Origin of the sequence: Rhodococcus sp. EPR-157 (assembly GCF_001647195.1) — a bacterium.
GTDB lineage: Bacteria > Actinomycetota > Actinomycetes > Mycobacteriales > Mycobacteriaceae > Rhodococcoides.
Genome location: NZ_LVCV01000160.1, coordinates 1 through 19,385, shown reverse-complemented (window position 1 = coordinate 19,385; position 19,385 = coordinate 1). Strand labels below are relative to the sequence as shown.

At 64.9% G+C, this 19,385-nt stretch carries 16 protein-coding genes and 1 pseudogene; 6 read left to right on the top strand and 11 right to left on the bottom strand.

Annotated elements, in window-relative coordinates; all coding sequences use genetic code 11:
- Positions 1 to 82 precede the first annotated feature (82 nt).
- The 5 genes from A2J03_RS06730 to A2J03_RS06710 form a co-directional block, all read right to left on the bottom strand.
- Positions 83 to 1,828, bottom strand: coding sequence for an ABC transporter permease subunit (locus tag A2J03_RS06730; RefSeq protein ID WP_068371149.1), 1,746 nt, complete (start codon positions 1,826 to 1,828; stop codon positions 83 to 85).
- A gap of 5 nt (positions 1,829 to 1,833) precedes the next feature.
- Entirely contained in the window at positions 1,834 to 3,345 is a 1,512-nt protein-coding gene (locus A2J03_RS06725) for an ABC transporter substrate-binding protein (RefSeq protein ID WP_068371146.1), read from the bottom strand.
- A gap of 33 nt (positions 3,346 to 3,378) precedes the next feature.
- A complete protein-coding gene (locus tag A2J03_RS06720; RefSeq protein WP_068371143.1) occupies positions 3,379 to 4,140 on the bottom strand; it encodes an ABC transporter ATP-binding protein in 762 nt (253 codons plus the stop codon).
- Positions 4,137 to 4,892: an ATP-binding cassette domain-containing protein gene (locus tag A2J03_RS06715; protein WP_197480643.1), complete on the bottom strand. Its 756-nt coding sequence runs from the start codon at positions 4,890 to 4,892 to the stop codon at positions 4,137 to 4,139. The genes A2J03_RS06720 and A2J03_RS06715 overlap by 4 nt, the downstream gene beginning before the upstream one ends.
- 138 nt (positions 4,893 to 5,030) lie before the next feature.
- Positions 5,031 to 5,384, bottom strand: coding sequence for an ArsR/SmtB family transcription factor (locus A2J03_RS06710; RefSeq protein ID WP_068371140.1), 354 nt, complete (start codon positions 5,382 to 5,384; stop codon positions 5,031 to 5,033).
- Between the two features lie 91 nt (positions 5,385 to 5,475).
- On the opposite strand from A2J03_RS06710, the gene A2J03_RS06705 reads away from it, so the two are divergent.
- The gene (locus tag A2J03_RS06705) at positions 5,476 to 7,470 is read left to right on the top strand and encodes a heavy metal translocating P-type ATPase (RefSeq protein WP_082897650.1); all 1,995 of its coding nucleotides are present in this window, start codon (positions 5,476 to 5,478) and stop codon (positions 7,468 to 7,470) included.
- Here A2J03_RS06705 and A2J03_RS31545 read toward each other — a convergent pair.
- The 4 genes and pseudogenes from A2J03_RS31545 to A2J03_RS06690 form a co-directional block, all read right to left on the bottom strand.
- A pseudogene (locus tag A2J03_RS31545) lies at positions 7,444 to 7,557 on the bottom strand (hypothetical protein); the annotation flags it as partial. The gene A2J03_RS06705 and the pseudogene A2J03_RS31545 overlap by 27 nt on opposite strands.
- Positions 7,558 to 7,563: 6 nt before the next feature.
- Positions 7,564 to 8,292, bottom strand: coding sequence for a TIGR03943 family putative permease subunit (locus tag A2J03_RS06700; protein ID WP_068371138.1), 729 nt, complete (start codon positions 8,290 to 8,292; stop codon positions 7,564 to 7,566).
- Positions 8,289 to 9,296, bottom strand: a complete 1,008-nt coding sequence (locus A2J03_RS06695; protein ID WP_442971327.1) for a permease — start codon at positions 9,294 to 9,296, stop codon at positions 8,289 to 8,291. Before A2J03_RS06695 ends, A2J03_RS06700 begins: the two co-directional genes overlap by 4 nt.
- Positions 9,297 to 9,340: 44 nt before the next feature.
- Entirely contained in the window at positions 9,341 to 10,501 is a 1,161-nt protein-coding gene (locus tag A2J03_RS06690) for a macrolide family glycosyltransferase (protein WP_068371135.1), read from the bottom strand.
- 82 nt (positions 10,502 to 10,583) lie between these two features.
- Here A2J03_RS06690 and A2J03_RS06685 point away from each other — a divergent pair, with 82 nt between their 5' ends.
- From A2J03_RS06685 to A2J03_RS06665, 5 genes are all read left to right on the top strand, one after another.
- The gene (locus A2J03_RS06685) at positions 10,584 to 11,171 is read left to right on the top strand and encodes a GNAT family N-acetyltransferase (RefSeq protein ID WP_068371132.1); all 588 of its coding nucleotides are present in this window, start codon (positions 10,584 to 10,586) and stop codon (positions 11,169 to 11,171) included.
- Between the two features lie 56 nt (positions 11,172 to 11,227).
- Positions 11,228 to 13,603 (top strand): lysylphosphatidylglycerol synthase transmembrane domain-containing protein, encoded by a 2,376-nt coding sequence (locus tag A2J03_RS06680; protein ID WP_068371129.1) that lies wholly within the window; start codon positions 11,228 to 11,230, stop codon positions 13,601 to 13,603.
- Between the two features lie 2 nt (positions 13,604 to 13,605).
- The gene (locus A2J03_RS06675; protein WP_068371126.1) at positions 13,606 to 14,685 is read left to right on the top strand and encodes a DNA alkylation repair protein; all 1,080 of its coding nucleotides are present in this window, start codon (positions 13,606 to 13,608) and stop codon (positions 14,683 to 14,685) included.
- 21 nt (positions 14,686 to 14,706) lie between these two features.
- Positions 14,707 to 16,125 (top strand): argininosuccinate synthase, encoded by a 1,419-nt coding sequence (gene argG / locus A2J03_RS06670; RefSeq protein WP_068371123.1) that lies wholly within the window; start codon positions 14,707 to 14,709, stop codon positions 16,123 to 16,125.
- 169 nt (positions 16,126 to 16,294) lie between these two features.
- A complete protein-coding gene (locus A2J03_RS06665; protein ID WP_231912399.1) occupies positions 16,295 to 18,115 on the top strand; it encodes an EAL domain-containing protein in 1,821 nt (606 codons plus the stop codon).
- A gap of 41 nt (positions 18,116 to 18,156) precedes the next feature.
- Here the strand turns inward: A2J03_RS06665 and A2J03_RS06660 are convergent, their stop codons facing one another.
- Together A2J03_RS06660 and A2J03_RS06655 are read right to left on the bottom strand one after the other, a co-directional pair.
- Positions 18,157 to 18,450 (bottom strand): putative quinol monooxygenase, encoded by a 294-nt coding sequence (locus A2J03_RS06660; RefSeq protein ID WP_068371120.1) that lies wholly within the window; start codon positions 18,448 to 18,450, stop codon positions 18,157 to 18,159.
- A 73-nt stretch (positions 18,451 to 18,523) separates the two neighbouring features.
- Positions 18,524 to 19,348 carry a spermidine synthase gene (locus A2J03_RS06655; protein ID WP_068371117.1) on the bottom strand — a complete coding sequence of 275 codons (825 nt, stop codon included), beginning with the start codon at positions 19,346 to 19,348 and terminating at the stop codon, positions 18,524 to 18,526.
- Positions 19,349 to 19,385: the final 37 nt, after the last annotated feature.

Sequence of the window (19,385 nt, the reverse complement as noted above, 5' to 3'; positions counted from 1 at the left end):
GTCTTCTGTCCGAGTCGGTACCCGCGGTCACGCTGTTCTCCACATCCAGTCCAACAGTTCGAGCGTCAGTTCGACGCCGACGCTACAGGAACCGCTGCGTGTCCACGGTCCGGCGGGTGCGCCCGGACGTGGCGCTGGCGAGGGATACAGCCAGCACGGCCAGAGCGATGAGCGACGCAAGCGGTGCGAGCACGACCCACGGCGCTCGCTCGACGCCTGCGACACCGTCGGAGAGGATCAGACCCCAGTCGGGGGTGGGCGGCTGCGGTCCGAGCCCGAGAAATCCGAGCGCAGCCAGAGCCAGCGCCACGCCGGGTAGACGCAGCACCGCGTGCCTGGAAATCGCGGGCAGAACGCTCGGAACGATGGATCCGAAAAGGATCCTTGCCTCACTGGCGCCCAGCGTCGGAAGGATCGCGATATAAGGACGCGCCCGAGCCTCCTCGACCAGCGCGGCAGTATGAGCGGCGAGCGGAGCCCACGTCACGATCAACACGGCCACGGCGGCGCCCCCGGCACTGGGACCCCAGATCGCCGCGATCAGGATGCCCGTCACTACTGGCGGGGCGGCGTTGGTGACCTCGACGAGCCCACGAGAGACCCTGGGGATCAACCCGAACAGCACCCCGACGACGAAGCTGCCGAGGGTGACGGCCAGCGAGAGTCCGACCGTCGAGATCGCGCCCTCGGACACTCGCGCGAGTAGGTCGCGGCCCGAAGCGTCCGTCCCGAAGGGAAATTCGGCCGACGGCGACGCGAACTTCTCGCGTGTCGAGTAGTACGCGTCGCGGGGGTATCCGGCAACGACCATCACCACGAGAACCGATGCTGCCACGATCGGGGTGATCCAGCGGCGAGGTGATGGCGCAAACACCCCGGACGGGATAGGCATTGATCCGCCGCGGAGGGCGCTGCCAAGCATCGCCCTTCTGATCAGTTCGGCGGTGATACCCAGAACCGCGCTGACCGCCAGCAGCAACAGCACGTCGATCTGGAGCGCCGGCAGGTCCTGCGATTGTGCATCACCGAGCGTCGTTCTACCCAATCCTGGTATAGCGAACACCTTTTCGACGGCGACCGCGCCACCGGTCATGGCCACCATCACGAGACCGATCTGCGATGCGAGGCCAGGTAGTGCGCGCCGCAAGACTGCCCCGGCGATCCTCCGCCTGGAGAAACCGGCCACCGTCCACGTCGTCACCCACCCCTCGGTGAAGGTCACGGCGACGGCATCGGCGAGTAGTCGTCCGATCAGACCGCCTGCCGGCAGACCGAGCGCAAGCGCGGGCAGCACAACGTACTCGGGCCCGTTCCAGCCGTAGGCCGGGAACGACAGCCACACCGCGCCGACGATGACAAGCACCGAGGCCAAAAGGAATTCGGGCATCGAGGTCATCGACGCAGCACCGGCGCCACCGGTTCGACGGGGTGTGCCGCGGAGTCCGGCGCGCAGCGTCGGCAGGACGATGAGCGAGGCCACGACCAGCGCGACAATCATGGCGCACGCCATCAACGTGAGCGAGACGCCGAGAGCGTCGACGGCACCGGGGAGAACAGGTCTGCCGGTATTCCATGACGTGCCGGGGTCGCCCTGCACGATGCCCGTGAACCAGTCCCAGAACATACGCAGAGGACCGACGTCGAGGCCGAGATCCCGGCGGATCGCGTCGAGTGCCTCCTCGGTCGGCTCCTGTTCGGCCGACCGCGCCCGCAGAATGCTCAGTGCGGGATCGCGATCGGACAACCACGGCAACATCCCGAGGAGGACGACGACACCGAGGACGGTGACGACTCGCGATGCCGTGACGATCCACGCGCCTGTTCTCACGTCGTTTACTCGAACGTGGTCTGGCTGGTGATCAGAGTGCGCTCGCGTGGGTCGCGCGCAGCATCGACGGTCCGCGCGGACTCACCCTGGATGACGCGTTCGTGCAGCATCGGGATCGCTGCATCCTTTTCGAGGATGAGCCGTTCCGCTTCGAGAATCGCAGCGCGACGGTCGGCGCCGGGGTCGGTTGCCGATGCGGCAGCCAAGGCTGCGTCGACCTGCGGGTCGCAGAACTGCGAGATGTTGAACGAACCCTCGCACGCGAAGTCGGAGTACATGTACGACACCGGGTCACCGGAGTCGAGGACTGTCGCGCGGGAGAGGATGAAGGCGTCGAAACGACCTTCGAGAGCGTCTGTTTCGATGAACTGGTACTCGCGTACTACCTGCTCGACGACGAAGCCCTTGGCTTCGAGTTTCTGCTGCAGTAGCACTGCTACCTCGGGAAGCTCGGCGCGGTCGGTGAACGTGGCGAGGGTGATCCGCTTTCCATTCGCATCGCCCGCCGGAGCCTCGGTGCGCTCCGGACGATCGGCTGCCCACGGGAGTGCAGGTCCGAGCAAGCCGTTGGCGGCGTCGGCGCGGCCTTCGTAGACCTGCTCGACCAGGCGGTCCTTGTCGATGGATTCACGGGCTGCCGCGCGCATGGCGGGGTCGGCGAACACGCCGTTCGCAGTGTTCAGATAGAGCGTGTTGGTGCGCGGCATCGGCACCTCGTGCACGAGTTCCTCGTCGATCAGAGCTGCCTGCCCCACCGGGATTGCCTCCACGACGTCGGCGGTGCCGTTGCGCAGCGACGCGGCGCGTGCGGTGCCGTCGGGCACGAAGTCGACGTCGAAGCCCGGAAGCTTCGCCTTTTCACCCCAGTAGTTTTCGTTGCGATCCAGGGCGGCGCTCGAGGTGCCGTCGACGCTGGTCAGCACGAATGGACCGGTGCCGTTGCCGATCGGACTCACGGGTCCGCCTCCCTCGTACGCGACCGGCGCGAGGATGGCCAGCTGCGGGCTCGACAGTCGCTGCGGCAAGAGTGGGTCGACCAATTCGGTTGTGACAGTGACGGTATCACTGCCCGTGGCGGCAACCGTCATCTCGACGCCGTCGAGGATGCGAGGTTTGGGGGCGGCCTGAGTCGCCGCCGTCAGGGCGGTGACCACCGCGTCCGCGTCGAGGGATGCACCGTTGTGAAACGTCACGTCCGGGCGAATGTCGAAGCTCCACGTGAAATCGTCGGTGCGTCCCCAGTCGGTGGCGAGGCCCGGTAGTGCCTCACCCAGGTCGTCGAGCGTGATCAGCGTCTCGGCAGTCGACCAGCGGGAGAGTTTGAACGCATCGTCGCTGAACTGCGAGAGGCCGGAGCGAGGCGGTTGCAGCATCGCCAGTCGGGCGCGCTCCCCGCTGGCATCGTCACTGCCGGAATCGTTATTGCTGGCAGGCGAGGAAAAGCAGCTCGTGAGTGCGAGGACGCCGACTGCGCCGACTACGCCGAGCCGCGCAGCGCGGATCGTTCTGAGGGACATGTGTTCTCCTGTGACTGGATTGATCGCAACTGACTAGGCTGATCGCACGCGGGGCACTGCGTCGAGCAATGCGCGCGTGTGCGGATGGGATGGATTGGTGAGAACTTCTGCGGTGGAATCGGATTCGACGATCGAGCCGTCGCACATCACCGAGATGTCGCTGCACAACCGCGCAGCGACCGACAGGTCGTGGGACACCACGAGCAGCGCCGTCGATGTTCGGGTGGACAGCTCGCTCAGAACGTCGAGGACTTGCTCGCGCAGGTCCAGGTCGAGGCCGCTCACAGGCTCGTCTGCCAGCAGGTATTCGGGCTTGCACGCCACTGCACGAGCGATGGCCACGCGCTGGTTCTGACCACCCGACAGCTCCGAGGGCCGGCGCTGGAGAAAGCGTTCGTTCAAACCCACTGCGGCGAGGGCATTTCGAGCGAGCGCACGATGGTCGCCCTCGGAGCCGAGGAGCCGCAGTGGTGTCGCGACGAGGTCGACGACGCTGTTTCTGGGGTCGAGCGAGGTGGCCGGGTCCTGCGGGATGTACTGCACGCGTCGGCGAAACCACCGGAGCGAGCGTGCCGGTCCCGGGACGACGGGAGTGCCGTCGAGTGTGACCGTGCCCGAATCCGGCCGGTCCAGCGCCAGAAGCAATTTCAGCAGGGTGGTCTTTCCCGAACCCGATTCCCCCACAAGAGCCATGCGCGCGCCGGGAGCGATGTCGAGATCGACGCCGCCCAGTGCAGTGTGGCTCGTGCCGTGCCGAAGGTAGTGCCGGGCCACACCGGATGCCACCAGGCTCATCGACTGAGGCTCTCGGAGAGCGCCCGCAACGGGTCGGCCGCGTGAGCGCGGGCTACGAGAGCTTTCGTCAGTTCGGCTGTCGGACGCTCGACGATGTCGGCGGTCATGCCCTGTTCGACGATGCGTCCGCGTTCCATCACGATCAGCCGATCACAGAGCTGCGATGCGACCGCTACGTCGTGGGTTATGAAGAGCATGGCGACGTCGACTGCCTTCAAGGCGTCGAGCACCCGCGCCTGCGTGACGACGTCGAGGGCTGTGGTCGGCTCGTCGGCGACCAGAAGCGGGCTGCGGCACGCAATGGCCAGCGCGATACAGACGCGTTGGCGTTGCCCACCCGAGAGCTCGAGCGGGTGTGAGCCGAGTATGCGGTCGGGCTCGCGGAACCCAACTTGCGCGAGTAGGGCCGCGACGTCGGACTTGGACGCCCGAGCGGGCGCGCGGAGCTGCGCGCCGACGGTGACCATCGGATTCAGCGCTGTCGCGGAATCCTGGAAGACCATGGCAGGTCGGGCGTCGCGGTGGCGGCGCGGCGTTGCAATTCCCGCGACATCGTGGCCGTTGATGGTGATGACGCCAGTGGAAGTGATGCCCGGGGGCAAATGCCCGATGATCGCGGACGCGGTCAGCGACTTGCCCGAGCCCGACGCGCCGAGAAGACCGACGCGCTGACCGGCGGCGATCTCGAACGAGACTTCGTCGACGATGCGGGTTCGGCCCGCGTCGACGCACAACTGATCGACGACGAGCAAGGGGTATCTCCCGGACGTGATGGTGTGAGGCTTAATGGCAGTGACTTCGACAATCGTTGTCGAAAGAACTGTAAAGGGGTTGGTTTGTGAACACAAATCGTGCCCCGCAGCGGCACAGGTCAGGCCAGCGCCACTACCTCAGGCCGAGTCGACGCCAGCTGACAGTCCGAGGTGTTCGATGTGATAAACCGCTTCATCGAGCAGCAGTGCAACGTGGTTGTCGTAGAGCCGGTAAATGACGCTGCGGCCCGATCGAGCGCCGGTGACCAAACCCATCGCCCGTAGCAGTCGAAGCTGGTGCGAGACTGCGGATTGCTCCATCTCCACCGCGGCCGCGAGGTCGTTGACCCCACTCGGGCCCTGACGTAGCTGGGTGAGGATTCGCAGTCGACTCGGTGTGGCCAGCGCCTGAAGGGTGGCCGCCACCGTTGCTGCGGATTCGGCGTCCAGTTGCGCGGGCGGAGTGCTACGCCCTTCGACCCCATGACCCATGCGACAACTATAGTTTATGTACACATGTAAAGGTCTTCATATAATCCTGTACCTTGGGGCAGGACCACCCACAGTTCACGGAAAGTGCCCCATGACCATCGACACCGCATCCGCGCCCAGAGCACAGCGGGACACACCCGGCGTCATCCGGACGTCTCCGCTCGCAGTCACCGAGGTCAGATGGGCGCTCACGGCCACAGCACTGTTCCTGGCCGGTCTCGCCGCACAACTCTCCGGCGCACCGGAGTGGCTGTTCTGGGCGCTGTACCTGGCCTGCTACGCCGTCGGCGGATGGGAATCGGCACTCGATGGTCTGCGCGCGCTCAAAGGCAAAACCCTCGATGTCGATCTGCTGATGATCGTCGCCGCGCTCGGTGCCGCAGCGATCGGCCAGATCTTCGACGGCGCATTGTTGATCGTCATCTTCGCCACCTCGGGCGCCTTGGAAGCTGTGCTGACAAGGCGCACCGCCGACTCGATCCGGGGCCTGCTCGATCTCGCACCCGAGACTGCCACGACCGTCGACACCAGCGGTGACGAGCGGCGGGTCGATGCCGCCGATCTCCACATCGACGACATCGTCATCGTCCGCCCCGGCGAGCGCATTCCCGGCGACGGCATGATCGTCGACGGCAATTCCGACATCGACCAATCCTCCATCACCGGCGAGTCGATCCCGGTGTTCAAAGCTGTCGGCGACGACGTCTTCGCCGGCACCATCAACGGCACCGGATCGGTACGTGTCCGCATCACCGTCGACCCCTCCGAGACGGTGGTTGCCCGAATTGTGGCGATGGTCGAACGTGCATCGGCGACCAAAGCGAAAAAGCAACTGTTCATCGAGAAGGTCGAGCAGTACTACTCATCCGGCGTAGTGGTCGCTACTGCAGCGGTATTCGCGATACCGATGCTGTTCGGCAGTGATCTGCAGTCCGCTCTGCTGCGCGCGATGACCTTCATGATCGTCGCGTCACCGTGCGCGGTCGTTCTCGCGACGATGCCGCCGCTACTCGCTGCGATGGCCACCGCCGGACGCCACGGCATCCTGATCAAGTCCGCCGTAGTGCTGGAGCAGCTCCGTCTGTCCGATGTGGTTGTGTTCGACAAGACGGGCACGCTCACCGAGGGAACACCCCGAGTCGATCGCATCGACGCCGTCACCGGGTTGAACCAGGACGAAGTCCTTCGCATAGCCGCTGCGGCCGAGATGGGGAGCGAACACCCGATCGGTGCGGCGATCGTCGACTTCGCCCGCATCCGCGGAATATCGGTGCCGGTCGCATCGGGATTCGAGTCGACGCCAGGCGCCGGTGTGAGCGCACACCTCGACGGTCGAGCAATTGCGGTGACCAAACCGATTGGTGCCGAATTGGGCTCGCCGACCAAGCGAATCGTCGACGAATGTGAAGCGGCGGGCATGACGGTAGTCCTCGTGTGGATCGAGCGCCGACCCGTCGGCGTCATCGGATTGGTCGATACAGTCCGTCCCGGCGCATGGACGGCCGTCGCCGAAATCGAACGCATCACCGGAAATCCCGCCGTGCTACTCACCGGCGACAACCGCTCGGCCGCACTGAACGTAGCCAAGCGGACCGGGATCTGGGACGTGCACGCAGGACTGCTACCGGACGACAAAGCCGACGCCGTGACCGAACTACAAGCACGCGGCTCTCAACGAGGAGAAGGCACGCCATACCGCGTTCTCGTAGTCGGCGACGGAGTCAACGACGCCCCGGCCCTCGCAGCGGCCGACATCGGTGTCGCCATGGGCCGCACGGGCTCCGACCTCGCCCTCGACACCGCAGACGCTGTGCTCGTGCGCGACGACCTCGGAGCACTGGCGTCGGTCATCGACCTCTCACGTCGAGCACATCGAATCGTGGTCGCCAACCTCGTAATCGCGGCCACATTCATCGTCGTCCTCGTTGCATGGGACCTGATCGGCACCCTGCCCCTGCCCATCGGCGTCGCCGGCCACGAAACCTCGACCGTCATCGTCGCTCTCAACGGAATGCGACTGCTTTCCTCCCGCGCCTGGCGGGTGCACGGCGCGGACCGGTCAGAGGCGGTAGCGGATCAGTCGTGAACTGTTGCCGACCACCGCAACCGACGACGCGTTGTGCAGGATCGCAGCCAACACCGGTGACAGCGCACCGCCCGCGCTGAGAAGCAGTCTGTCTCAATACGCGTACGTGTTGGCCGGCGCCGGGATCCGCACCACGTTCGTGACCGTGAGAGTTGGTGTGTAGTTGGTTCCGGCGTCGGCTGACCCGGGCACTACCACCCCCGTGACCGAGAGCCAGGTCCCTTCGGGGATGCCGTCGAGATTGCCGCCGACATTCCCGTCGAGGTGGACCCGGATGGTGCGGGCGTCGGCAGCGCAACACGTGATCAGCACCCGCGCCAAGTCGAATTCACCATTGTCAGCGGTCACGACCACGAAACCGGTGGTGGTGATCTCCCGGCCATCGAGGCTGCCGGTCGAGTCGCGGGCTGCCCGTCCGATGACGTCGAGGAGCGATAGTTCCGGTGCGGCGCCGTCCGGGAGGGGTGGAAACGCAGACTTTTCCGGTGCGGTCATTGTTTGCGGCGCCGTCGATGATCCAACCGATGAAACCCCGAGAGCGGGCGGCGCCACGAACAGAATTACCGCTGCCGGCACCAAGAGCATCCAGTAGGGCCGGGTGCTGTGCCGATGCCCGTCTGCGTGGCCGTCGTCGGCGGCCTGTCCGCGACGCACGTCAGCGGCGATCGCGGCCACCGCCAAGACGACGATGACAAGACCCGAGGCAACCAGATACTGCAGAAGTCCAGGTTTGACGTAGCGAACGTAGCTGCCGTCGGCGGCGATCTTGATCAGCGTCCCGCCGACCAGTAGCAGCAGAACGTTGGCGGTTTCGCGGTTCACCGGATGCCACCGAGAACGAGATAGCCTGCGGCACAAGCACACACGATTGCGACGACGAAGGTGAGCGGGGCAAACCGGGCCGCGAAGCCCCGGCCGAAGCTGCCCGCTTGCATGGCGACGAGTTTGACATCCACCGCGGGTCCGACCACCAGAAACACCAGTCGCGGCAGCAACGGCAGCATCGAGATACTCGCTGCCACGAAAGCGTCGGCCTCCGAGCACAACGCCAGAACCACCGCCAGAAGCGCCATGACACCGATCGCGAGGAGCATCTGCCCGGCAAGGTGGTCATAGACCCACGTCGGCACCAGTACGTGCAGCGCCGCCGCGGCGGCAGCCCCGAGGACCAAGTACGAACCGGCCTGCAACAGATCGTGACGAGCGGATTCGGTGAACACCGTCCATCGGTAGCCGTTCGGGTCGGAATCGTGGTTGCTCAGCCGGGCGGTGATCCACTCGGTCCGCCCGAACCGAGACCAGAGCAACCCCATGACCCATGCAGTCGCGAGCGAGCCCACCAACCGAGCCACGACCATCCTCGGCTCACCGGGAAAGGCGACGGCGGTGGAGACCAGAACAACCGGGTTGATCGCCGGAGCGGACAGAAGGAACGTGACCGCCACCGCGCTCGGTGCCCCCTGATCCATCAGTCGCCGCGCAACCGGCACTGCCCCACATTCACACCCAGGCAGCGCGGCGCCCGCCAATCCAGCCACACCGACCGCTACCGATTCGCGCTTGGGCAGCACTGCGCGCAGCACCCGCGGGGACACGAATGCCGCGATCGCCCCGCTGATCAGAACACCGAGCACCAGAAACGGTGTCGCCTGTACGAACACACCGGTGAAGACGGTGGCGGCGGTCTGCAGTGTCGGCCTGGAGTTGACCAAGCCGACCAACGACTGTTGAAACAATATCGCCGCCACCAACACTGCCGCGAACAGGTGCATCGACGTGAATCGACGTCGGATGACAGCGGGCACGCAGACCATCATGCCTGCCATCAGAATGATGGTGCACCGAGGCGGCGTACCGGTCGATCGGAGTGTCAGCGACTGGCCTCCACTGCATCCGCGGCCTTCGCTATTCCGCCACTACCGCGAACCGAACCACCCACCTCGGCGAGGCGAGCCCTGATGTCGGAGGAATCCGCGACCTTCTCGACCGCGGCGCGCAGCACGTCGACCGTGACATCCTCGAACTTCAACTGAACACCGACGCCGAGTTCCTCGAGTAACGCTGCATTGCCGAATTGGTCGACGGCCTGTGGGATCGCGACGGTCGGAACCTCGAACCACAGCGCCTCCGTGCACCCGCCCATCCCCGCATGCGTCACGAATGCGGCTGCGGTATCGAGCACCGCCAGTTGCGGAACCCGCGGGTGAATCTCGATGTTCGACGGCACATCACCGAGAACAGCTGGGTCTATCCGGTCACCGATGGAGATCACGACGTGCCAGTCGGAGCCGGTGTAGGCCTCGATGCAGGTGCGATAGAAGTCGGGGCGCTCGTTGAATCCGGTTCCGAACGACACGTACAGAACACGCACACCCGATGCGGGCGCAGTCCAACCACGCTCGCTGAACCGCGCCGGGTCGAGGCACGGCCCGACGAAACGCACTCGATCCGGCACTCTGTCCGCGTTCGGCTGCATCGCTCGCGGAATCAGCGACAGCACATGCTCGGGATGCGAGATCCAGTTCCATGGATCGGCATCGATGCCGTTGTCGGAGAGCCAGTTCGAATAGGCCGCGCGGTAGGCCTGTCCAGAATCGGACTCGCGGAGAGGACCCAGCACCTCGGCGAGATCCTCCTCGTACCCGTCCCACGCGACCATCGCGGGCGAGAGCTGCACCGCCTTCACGCCGTAGCGTCGCCCTAGCACGGGTGCAGCCAACCCGCCGATGTCGTACAGCAGTAGATCAGGTCGGTCACCATCGTAGAAACCGGTGAGGACATCGAACGACGAGATGGCCTCGTCGAGAAACACACGCATGGCCTCAGCGGGATCGTCGGGCCAATTGTCCTCTCCCCGAGGGAGAATCGAATCGAACCGCACTACCTCGACACCTGCGGGATCGACCAGGTGCGCCAGCACGTCACCGACGGCGTAGCTCACCCGGTGTCCGCGCCGTACCAGCTCGGCGATCAGACCGAGTGACGGGTAGATGTGACTCGGAGCCGTCGTACCGATCATCGCGATGTGCATGGCCCGACGCTAGCTCGGACCCAAACCCGGCGCCAACAGAATTACTGCTGTAGCGGGCCGACACGACGTATCGTCACCCAACGTGACCTTTCTGCAGCCGGTGACCCTGTCCAATGACGTCGTGACGCTGGAACCGCTGAGCCACGACCATCTCGAGGGATTGTGCGACGCCGCCCGCGACGGCGAGCTGTGGAACCTCTGGTACACCTCCGTACCTCGCCCCGAGGACATGGCCGTCGAGATCGACCGGCGACTCGGCCTCCTGCACGCGCAATCGATGTTGCCGTTCACCGTTCGACGAAACGACACCGGACAGATCATCGGGATGACGACCTACATGAACGCAGATGCGGCACACCGTCGCGTCGAGATCGGATCGACCTGGAACGCGACATCGGCGCATCGCAGCGGCACCAATACGGCCAGCAAACTACTATTGCTGACCCACGCGTTCGAGCAGTTGCAGTGCATTGCAGTCGAATTCCGGACGCACTGGATGAACATGCAGTCCCGGACGGCCATTGCGCACCTCGGTGCGAAACAGGATGGGATCCTGCGCAATCACCAACGCATGCCCGACGGTTCCCTGCGTGACACCGTCGTGTTCTCCATCATCGAATCCGAGTGGCCCGCGGTACGGAACGAGTTGAACAGGCGCCTGAACCGGTAGGTTGACCCTTGCGCGTCGATCGGCGCAAGTAGGAACAACCGAAAGAACGACACATCATGCGAGTCGACGGGCGAGACATTCCGGTCACGGGCCGTCTGCTGCAGCCGCTCGTTCGACGCACGAGCGACATTCTGCGTGTCGTGTCGTCCGCGCTCCTCCTCGCGGCCGTCATCGCTGGTTCGCTCGTCACGCGCAACCAGTGGGATGCGCTCGAGACCTCGGTCTCGAACATCGTCGGGGTACTCAGCCCGGACCAGTCCAATCTCGTCTACCTCCTGTACGGCATCGCCATACTGGCTCTGCCGTTCGGAATCCTCATCGGGCTGATCGCGGGGCGTCAATGGAAGCTGCTGGCGGGCTACGCTGCCGCCGGCCTCATCGCAGGTCTCGCCCTGTCGATCACCGGAACCGGCATCTCGACGCCCGCATGGCACCTCGATGTGCCGGACCGACTCGACACATTCCTATCTCAGTTCCTCGACGATTCCCGTTGGATCGCGATGCTCGCCGCCGTGCTCACGGTCTCCGGGCCCTGGCTGCCTGCCCGCTGGCGCCGCGTGTGGTGGTTCCTCCTGCTGGCGTTCGTTCCGATCCACCTGTTCGTCAGTACCGTCGTCCCTGCTCGATCGCTGCTCGGACTGTCGGTGGGCTGGTGTGTCGGCGCGCTGATCGTGCTCGTCGTCGGCACCCCGGCACTGGAGGTCCCGCTCGACGCTGCCGTGCGGCTGCTGGCCAAGCGCGGCCACACCGTCACCTCGTTCCACGTACTGAAGCCCGCGGGCCCAGGTCCGCTGGTGCTGTCCGCGAAGGCCGAGGGGCCCGAGCCCGAGGTCATCGTCGAGATGTACGGACAGAACCAACGCAGCGGCGGCGCTCTACGCCAGGTGTGGCGGTGGCTCTCGTTCCGCAACAGCGAAAGTGCCCCGCTGCATGCGTCGATGCGCCGAGCCGTCGAGCATCGGGCGTTGATGGGTATAGCGATAGGTGACCTCGGCGTCGCGAGCAGCAAACCACTCGCGGTGTCCGCGCTGGACCGAGGATGGGCCCTGTTCGCCCACACCGCGCCTCGTGGAATACCGGTCGACGAATCGTCACCGGACACCCTGGCCACCAGCATCTGGACCGGGCTTCAGACGCTGCACGGCTACCAGATCTCCCACGGTGATCTCCGCAGCGCCGAATTGCGGAACGACAGCGGCAAGGCCCTGTTCGGCGGTTTCTCCAACGCCGAACTCGGTGCATCGGACGCCCAGATGCAATCGGACGTCGCACAGCTGTTGCTGTCCACTTCGGCGCTGTTCGGCAAGGAACGCGCAGTCCGCATCGCGATCGACACCCTCGGCGAGGACACCGTGATCACCGCTGCCGGACGACTGACCCCGACGGCGATTCCGACGCGTGTGCTGGCGTCGGTGCCCGACGGCAAGGTCTTCATGAAGGAGGTACGCGAGGAGGTCGTGACACAGACCGGCACCGAGAAGATCGAGATCGAACAGGTCACCCGATTCACCCGCAACCAGATCATTCAGCTCGTGCTGCTGATCGCTCTCGTCTACGTGGCCTATCCGTTCATCAGTGCGGTGCCGACATTCGTGACGGAGCTCCAGAGTGCCAACTGGTGGTGGGCGCTCCTCGGTCTCGCGGTATCGGCTCTGACCTACATCGGCGCTGCTGCTGCGTTGTGGGCATGCGCATCAGGTCTGGTGAGTTTCCGCAATCTGACGATCATGCAGGTGGCCAACACGTTTGCCGCGACGACGACGCCCGCCGGGGTCGGCGGCCTTGCGCTCAGTGTCCGCTTCCTGCAGAAGGGCGGCATCGGTGCTGTACGTGCGACCGCCGCGGTAGCGCTGCAACAGTCGGTCCAGGTGATCACCCATCTGGGCCTGTTGATCTTCTTCTCCATCGTGGCGGGCACATCGGCTGATCTCGGCCATTTCGTACCCGACCCGACGGTGCTGTATCTGATCGCGGGTGTCGCCCTCGGCATCGTCGGAGCATTCATGTTCGTGCCGACGCTTCGGCACTGGTTGCGCAACGCCGTGCGACCTCAACTCAAAGAAGTCTTCGCTGAGCTCGGTGATCTCGCAAAAGACCCCAGACGATCCGCGATCATCGTTCTCGGCTGCGCGGCAACCACTCTCGGCGCTGCACTCGCACTGTGGGCGAGCATAGAAGCATTCGGCGGTGGCACCACGTTCGTCACGGTCACCGTCGTCACGATGATCGGCGGAACGCTCGCAGCCGCAGCTCCGACCCCGGGCGGCGTCGGAGCCGTCGAAGCCGCGTTGATCGGCGGACTCGCCGCGTTCGGTCTGCCCGCGAGCATCGCGGTGCCGTCGGTGCTGCTGTACCGCGTACTCACCTGCTGGCTGCCGGTGTTCTGCGGATGGCCCATTCTGCGCTGGCTCACCGAGAAGGACATGGTCTGACGGTGCCCACTGCGGATGAACTCCTCGGCCCCTCTGTCGTCGACGACCTGGTTGCGTGCTTCGGCGGCCACCTCCCCGAGACTGCTGCTACCACTGCAGAGTTCACGGGTCTGAGCCTGAGCGATCGAACCCGGCTGGTCCGCGATGCACTCCTGCGCGAGCTTCCGCCGACGTACGCGCCGTTCGAGAAGAAGATTCGGACGGCACTGCGTAAGAAGAGTTTCACCGGCTGGATGATCTGGCCCGTCAGCGAAGCCCTTGCGGTACGGGCCACATCCCACGGGACCGCCGAATTCGATTCGGGGCTCGCGCTTCTCGCCGAGCTGACCCCGCGCTTGACCGGCGAGTTCGCAATCCGTACCTTCCTGGACGCGGACTTGAATCGCACCCTCCGCACTGCACTCACATGGACGACGCACGAGGACGAACACGTTCGCAGGCTCGCGTCCGAGGGCACCCGCCCGTTCCTGCCGTGGGCCCGACGGGTCTCGGCTCTCACCGCTCGGCCCGATGCCACCACCGACATCCTCGATGCCCTCTACCGTGACGAATCCGAGTACGTCCGCCGATCCGTCGCCAATCACCTCAACGATCTGAGCCGAACCGACCCGGGGCACGTCGTCGAACAGGCCCGAAAATGGTCGTCTGCGCCGGACTCGAACACGCCGAAGCTCGTCAGGCATGCCTTGAGGACGTTGATCAAGAATGGTGACCAGGGCGCCCTGTCGCTGCTCGGTTTCGCCGCACCCGTCGGCGTCGTCGCCACGACGCCGACGCTGACTCCGCAGCGGGTGACGATGGGCGGGAGCACGACGTTCACGTTCGAACTCGCGAACACCACCGCATCGCCGCTGGCCGTCGCGGTCGACTACGTGATCCACCACGTCCGCGCCAACGGCAGCCGAAGCCCGAAGGTGTTCAAGCTGACGACGAGGACACTGCAACCGGGCGCACGGGAGACCCTCACGCGCACACATTCGTTCCGGCCCATCACAACTCGACGCTACTACCCGGGTGAGCACGCCCTGGAGATACAGGTGAACGGCGCAAGGCTCGCGGACACCGTTTTCTTCCTGGAGTGACCGAGCGGATACCATGCTCGCGTGACGAAGGTACTGCATGAACTTCCCGTCGGTGAACGCATCGGCATCGCATTCTCCGGCGGTCTCGACACCTCCGTCGCGGTGGCGTGGATGCGCGAACGCGGCGCTGTCCCGTACGCCTACACTGCCGACATCGGACAGTACGACGAACCGGACCTTTCCGACGTGCCCGAGCGTGGACGCGCCTACGGCGCCGAGCAGGCACGCCTCGTCGACTGCCGCGGTCCTTTGGTGGAGGAAGGCCTGGCCGCTCTGACGTGCGGCGCCTTCCATATCCGGTCCTCGGGCCAGACCTACTTCAACACCACTCCGCTCGGCCGCGCGGTCACCGGCACGCTGCTGGTCCGCGCGATGCAGGAAGACGGCGTCTCGATCTGGGGCGACGGCTCCACCTACAAGGGCAACGACATCGAGCGGTTCTACCGCTACGGTTTGCTCGCGAACCCCGAACTGCGGATCTACAAGCCGTGGTTGGACAAGGCATTCGTCACCGAGCTCGGAGGGCGCCACGAGATGTCCGTGTGGCTGGCCGAGCACGACCTGCCGTACCGCGACTCCGCCGAAAAGGCGTACTCCACCGATGCCAACATCTGGGGTGCAACCCACGAGGCAAAGAGCCTCGAATACCTCGACACGTCACTCGAGATCGTCAATCCGATCATGGGAGTCCGGTTCTGGGATCCCGCAGTCGAGATCGAGACCGAGGACGTCACCGTCGAGTTCGAGCGCGGACGGCCGGTCGCCATCAATGGCACGACGTTCGACAGTGCCGTCGACCTGGTCATGGAGGCCAACGCGATCGGCGGACGTCACGGGCTCGGGATGTCGGATCAGATCGAGAATCGCATCATCGAGGCCAAGAGCCGCGGCATCTACGAAGCTCCTGCGATGGCGTTGCTGCACATCACCTACGAGCGACTCCTCAACGCCATTCACAACGAGGACACCGTCGCGATGTACCACAACGAGGGTCGTCGACTCGGGCGTCTGCTGTACGAGGGCCGCTGGTTCGACCCGCAGGCACTGATGCTGCGCGAAAGCCTGCAACGCTGGGTAGGCAATGTCGTGACCGGCAGCGTGACGGTACGGCTGCGGCGCGGTCAGGACTTCACCATCGTCGACACCACGGGCCCGTACTTGAGCTACCACCCCGAGAAGCTGTCGATGGAACGTAGCCAGGATCAAGCGTTCTTCCCCGGAGACCGCATCGGGCAGCTGACCATGCGCAACCTCGACATCGCCGATTCCCGCAGCAAGCTCGAGCAGTACGCGGCCCAACAACAGCTCACCGCGTGGGGCGATCTCATCGGCGATCTTCCTCCTGGAGGCGCGGCAGCGATCGCGGCAAGCAGCGCAGAAGGCTCGCAGATCAACTCCGATGCGTTGGATCACGCAGCCATCGAGTCCGGCACGGACTAGGCGGCGGGTTCGGTCCCACTACCGAAAGCGCAGCTCGGTCGATCTTTCCGCTGGTAGGGTCACCGCAAGGTTCCGTGGGACCGGGCCGGGCCCCACGAACGAGTGATCGACACGTGCTGCAGTGATGTCACCGGGTAGACATGCGCGTTCCACGTAGAGAGGTTCCGGTGTGGGGGAGGACCTAGCGTCGACCAGTACCACGCCGATCGATGGTCGCCGCCCCGCTCCCATCGAATCCAATCCGTACGGCGTCAATACCTTCGACATCGGGCAAGCGGGCGTGCTCGCCCCCGAGAGCGAACTGCGGGGCCGCGTGATCATCGGCCTGCTGACACTGACCTTCGGCGTCTCAGGACTCCTGATGATTCCGTCCGGACAGTTGGGTGCGATCGAATCCGTTCTGGTCGGGCTCGCGGCGGCGTCGACGATTCCGGTTGGGTTGCTGTGGTTCTTCAGGCCGTGGCCTAATCGACTGCTCGCGACTCTGTACGTGCTGTGGGCGGATATCGGAATCGTCTTCGTGCTGGCATTGTTCGACTCCAGCTTCGAAGCCATGCCCGGCTGCGCCATGCTCTCGATAGTGGCTGTCTTCGCGATCGTGTCCACATCGCCGAAAGTGCTGACCGCCCATCTGATCCTGTCCGTGATCACGCTACTGACTCTGGCTGCGATAGCCATGCAATCGGGCGCCGACCCGTGGTCGGTCGCTTCCCGCGCGGTCACTCTCGGTTCGTTGTTCGTCACGCCGTTCGCGCTGCGCCCGTATCTCCGTTACCTCCGCGAACGGGCACGGGGTGCCCTCCGCGATCCGCTGACAGGACTGTGGAATCGTCGAGGGCTGTTCGACATGGTCGAACAGCTCAATCGGGTCGGCGCCGGACTCCGACCGGAAGCACGCGCCATCGGAGTCGTTGTCATCGATATCGATGCATTCAAAATGATCAACGACCGGTACGGGCACCCGACGGGCGACGCGGTGCTCGTCGAAGTGGCCGAACGCCTGATGCACGCAGGTTCCGAAAACTCAGTGGTCTCACGCCTCGGCGGTGACGAGTTCGTCTGTGTTCACCTCGGAACACAATCCGAGGTGAGTGATGCGGAGCTCAGAATTCGCCGCGCGCTCGAGGAATCGTTCACCGGCCCACCCGTCACTACCAGCGCCGGTTCTGCCGGGGACACGATGATCCGGGGAGACAGCACCGGTGCGCTTCTGCGCCGGCTCATCGCGGTCGCCGATATCGACCTGTACCGCAACAAGACTCCGCAGCACGACGCAAACCCGAGGTACGGGACAGATCCGCTCGTCGTTCGGGACCGAATCCAAGCTCTGCTCGACGGCGGCGGCCCTAGCGTGGCGTTCCAACCGATCTGTGACACATTCACCTCCGAAGTGGTCGGCTACGAGGCACTTTCGCGATTCCCGTTCGGTCACGGATCGCCGATGATCTGGTTTCGTGACGCCACCCGAGCCGGTGTCGGTCCCCAACTCGAACTCGCTGCGATCGACGTTGCCCTCGCTGCCATGCACACGTTGCCGGCCTCGGCATTCGTGTCGATCAACGCATCCGCCGAAACCATCCGGTCGACGGATCTGATGACACGGCTCTCACCACACCTCGCGACACGAACCCTCTACCTCGAGATCACCGAACACGAACGTGTCGACGACTATCGATCCGTCGCACGCTCCGTCGAATCGATGCGCAGCGCCGGGGTCAAGATCTCCGTCGACGACGTCGGCGCCGGGTTCGCCGGTCTGCGTCAAGTCGTCGAACTCAGACCGGACACGCTGAAGATCGACTACACGCTCGTGCACGGAATCGACAAGGATCCGGCGCGCCGGGCTGCAGCAGCAGCCCTTGCGGCATTCGCGCGCGAAATCGGCTCGACGCTCATCATGGAGGGCGTCGAGTCCGAGGCCGAACTGCGCGTCGCGGCCGAACTGGGATTCGACATGGTGCAGGGTTTCTACACGGGCAGGCCCGCGTAGAAACCCGTCAGAAATCAGTCCCTGTCACACGTCGGCCACTGTCACACGTCGGCCACGGTGAACTTGCTCAGGCCCGGGGCACCGGCGAGGAGTGGGCCGAGCTCGGTGACCTTTCCTTCTCCCGCACGGAACTCACGGTACTTCGCGTCCGCTTCGGCGGATTCCCAACGCTCGTAGGCGATCCAATGAGTTTCGTCGTCGGCATCGACGAGCACGTCGACTCCTTGGCAGCCATCGAACGCCCGGGTGTCGGCGAGGACTTTGGCGAGTACCACCTTGGCCTCGTCGAGCATGTCGGGCTTGAACTTCAAATCGAGCAGAGCGATGAGCGCCATTGTTCGTATCCTTCTGCAACATTCGCGAGCGGGCGTTGACCCTTCCACCCTATGCGCGACACGGCTGTGGGGATCAAGTATCTCGTAGGGGTTTCGCATCTCGCGCAAAAGTGCGTACCCGCTCGTCCGACCACACCTGCGCCGGCACAGCGCCGCCGAGTAGTTCGCGAGCAAGTCCAGGATCCTCGCCCAGGGGCACATCACTCCCCGCGATGACCACGTTGCCGTAGCGTCGCCCCTTGAGCATCGCCGGATCCGCGATGATCGTCAGGTGCGGAAAGACGCTGCCGATCGTGGCGGCCTCACGCTTCGCCAGCGTCAGATCGCGGGTGTCACCACAATTGACGACGTAGATGCCGCCCGGTGCGAGAACCCGTCGGACGTGCTCGGCGAATTCGAGTGTCAGCAACGGACCGGGAGTGAGCGCTCCGGCGAACACATCGCGGACGACGAGATCGCGGCTGTCCTCCGTCAGCGTCTCGGTGACGGCACGTGCTTCTCCCACCCGGATGCGAAGCAACGGCGCTCGGGGCAGGTCGAACCACTCGCGAACGAGCTGTGCCAGCGCGCCGTCCAATTCGACGACCACCTGTCTGGCGTCGGGGAACACGGATGCGAAGTAGCGGGCGAGAGTGCACGCGCCACCGCCGAGGTGCAACGCCCGCAACCGTGGACCCGGAAACTGATGATGCCGTACGAGTCCCGCCATCCAGCGCATGTACTCGAAGTCGAGTTGGGTCGGATCGTCGACATCGATGTGCGAACTCGGGACACCGTTGACCTCGATGATCCACCCGTCGGCGGTCAACGTGTCGCGAACGAGCGCACAGGTGCCGGTGTCGATCTCGTAGACACCCGCAATGGGTCCGATGGGCGGCTTCTGGGTCTTCTTAGCCATCGATCGACAGGTCCAAGGCGAGTATCGCGGTCACCAC

Excerpts from the sequence above, each read along its gene's own strand:
- A2J03_RS06720 (WP_068371143.1), bottom strand. The coding sequence starts at position 4,140 with ATGAGCCTGGTGGCATCCGGTGTGGCCCGGCACTACCTTCGGCACGGC.
- A2J03_RS06695 (WP_442971327.1), bottom strand. The coding sequence starts at position 9,296 with ATGGCAGGCATGATGGTCTGCGTGCCCGCTGTCATCCGACGTCGATTC.
- A2J03_RS06655 (WP_068371117.1), bottom strand. The coding sequence starts at position 19,348 with ATGGCTAAGAAGACCCAGAAGCCGCCCATCGGACCCATTGCGGGTGTC.
- A2J03_RS06660 (WP_068371120.1), bottom strand. The coding sequence starts at position 18,450 with ATGGCGCTCATCGCTCTGCTCGATTTGAAGTTCAAGCCCGACATGCTC.
- A2J03_RS06680 (WP_068371129.1), top strand. The coding sequence starts at position 11,228 with ATGCGAGTCGACGGGCGAGACATTCCGGTCACGGGCCGTCTGCTGCAG.
- A2J03_RS06725 (WP_068371146.1), bottom strand. The coding sequence starts at position 3,345 with ATGTCCCTCAGAACGATCCGCGCTGCGCGGCTCGGCGTAGTCGGCGCA.
- A2J03_RS06705 (WP_082897650.1), top strand. The coding sequence starts at position 5,476 with ATGACCATCGACACCGCATCCGCGCCCAGAGCACAGCGGGACACACCC.
- A2J03_RS06710 (WP_068371140.1), bottom strand. The coding sequence starts at position 5,384 with ATGGGTCATGGGGTCGAAGGGCGTAGCACTCCGCCCGCGCAACTGGAC.
- A2J03_RS06690 (WP_068371135.1), bottom strand. The coding sequence starts at position 10,501 with ATGCACATCGCGATGATCGGTACGACGGCTCCGAGTCACATCTACCCG.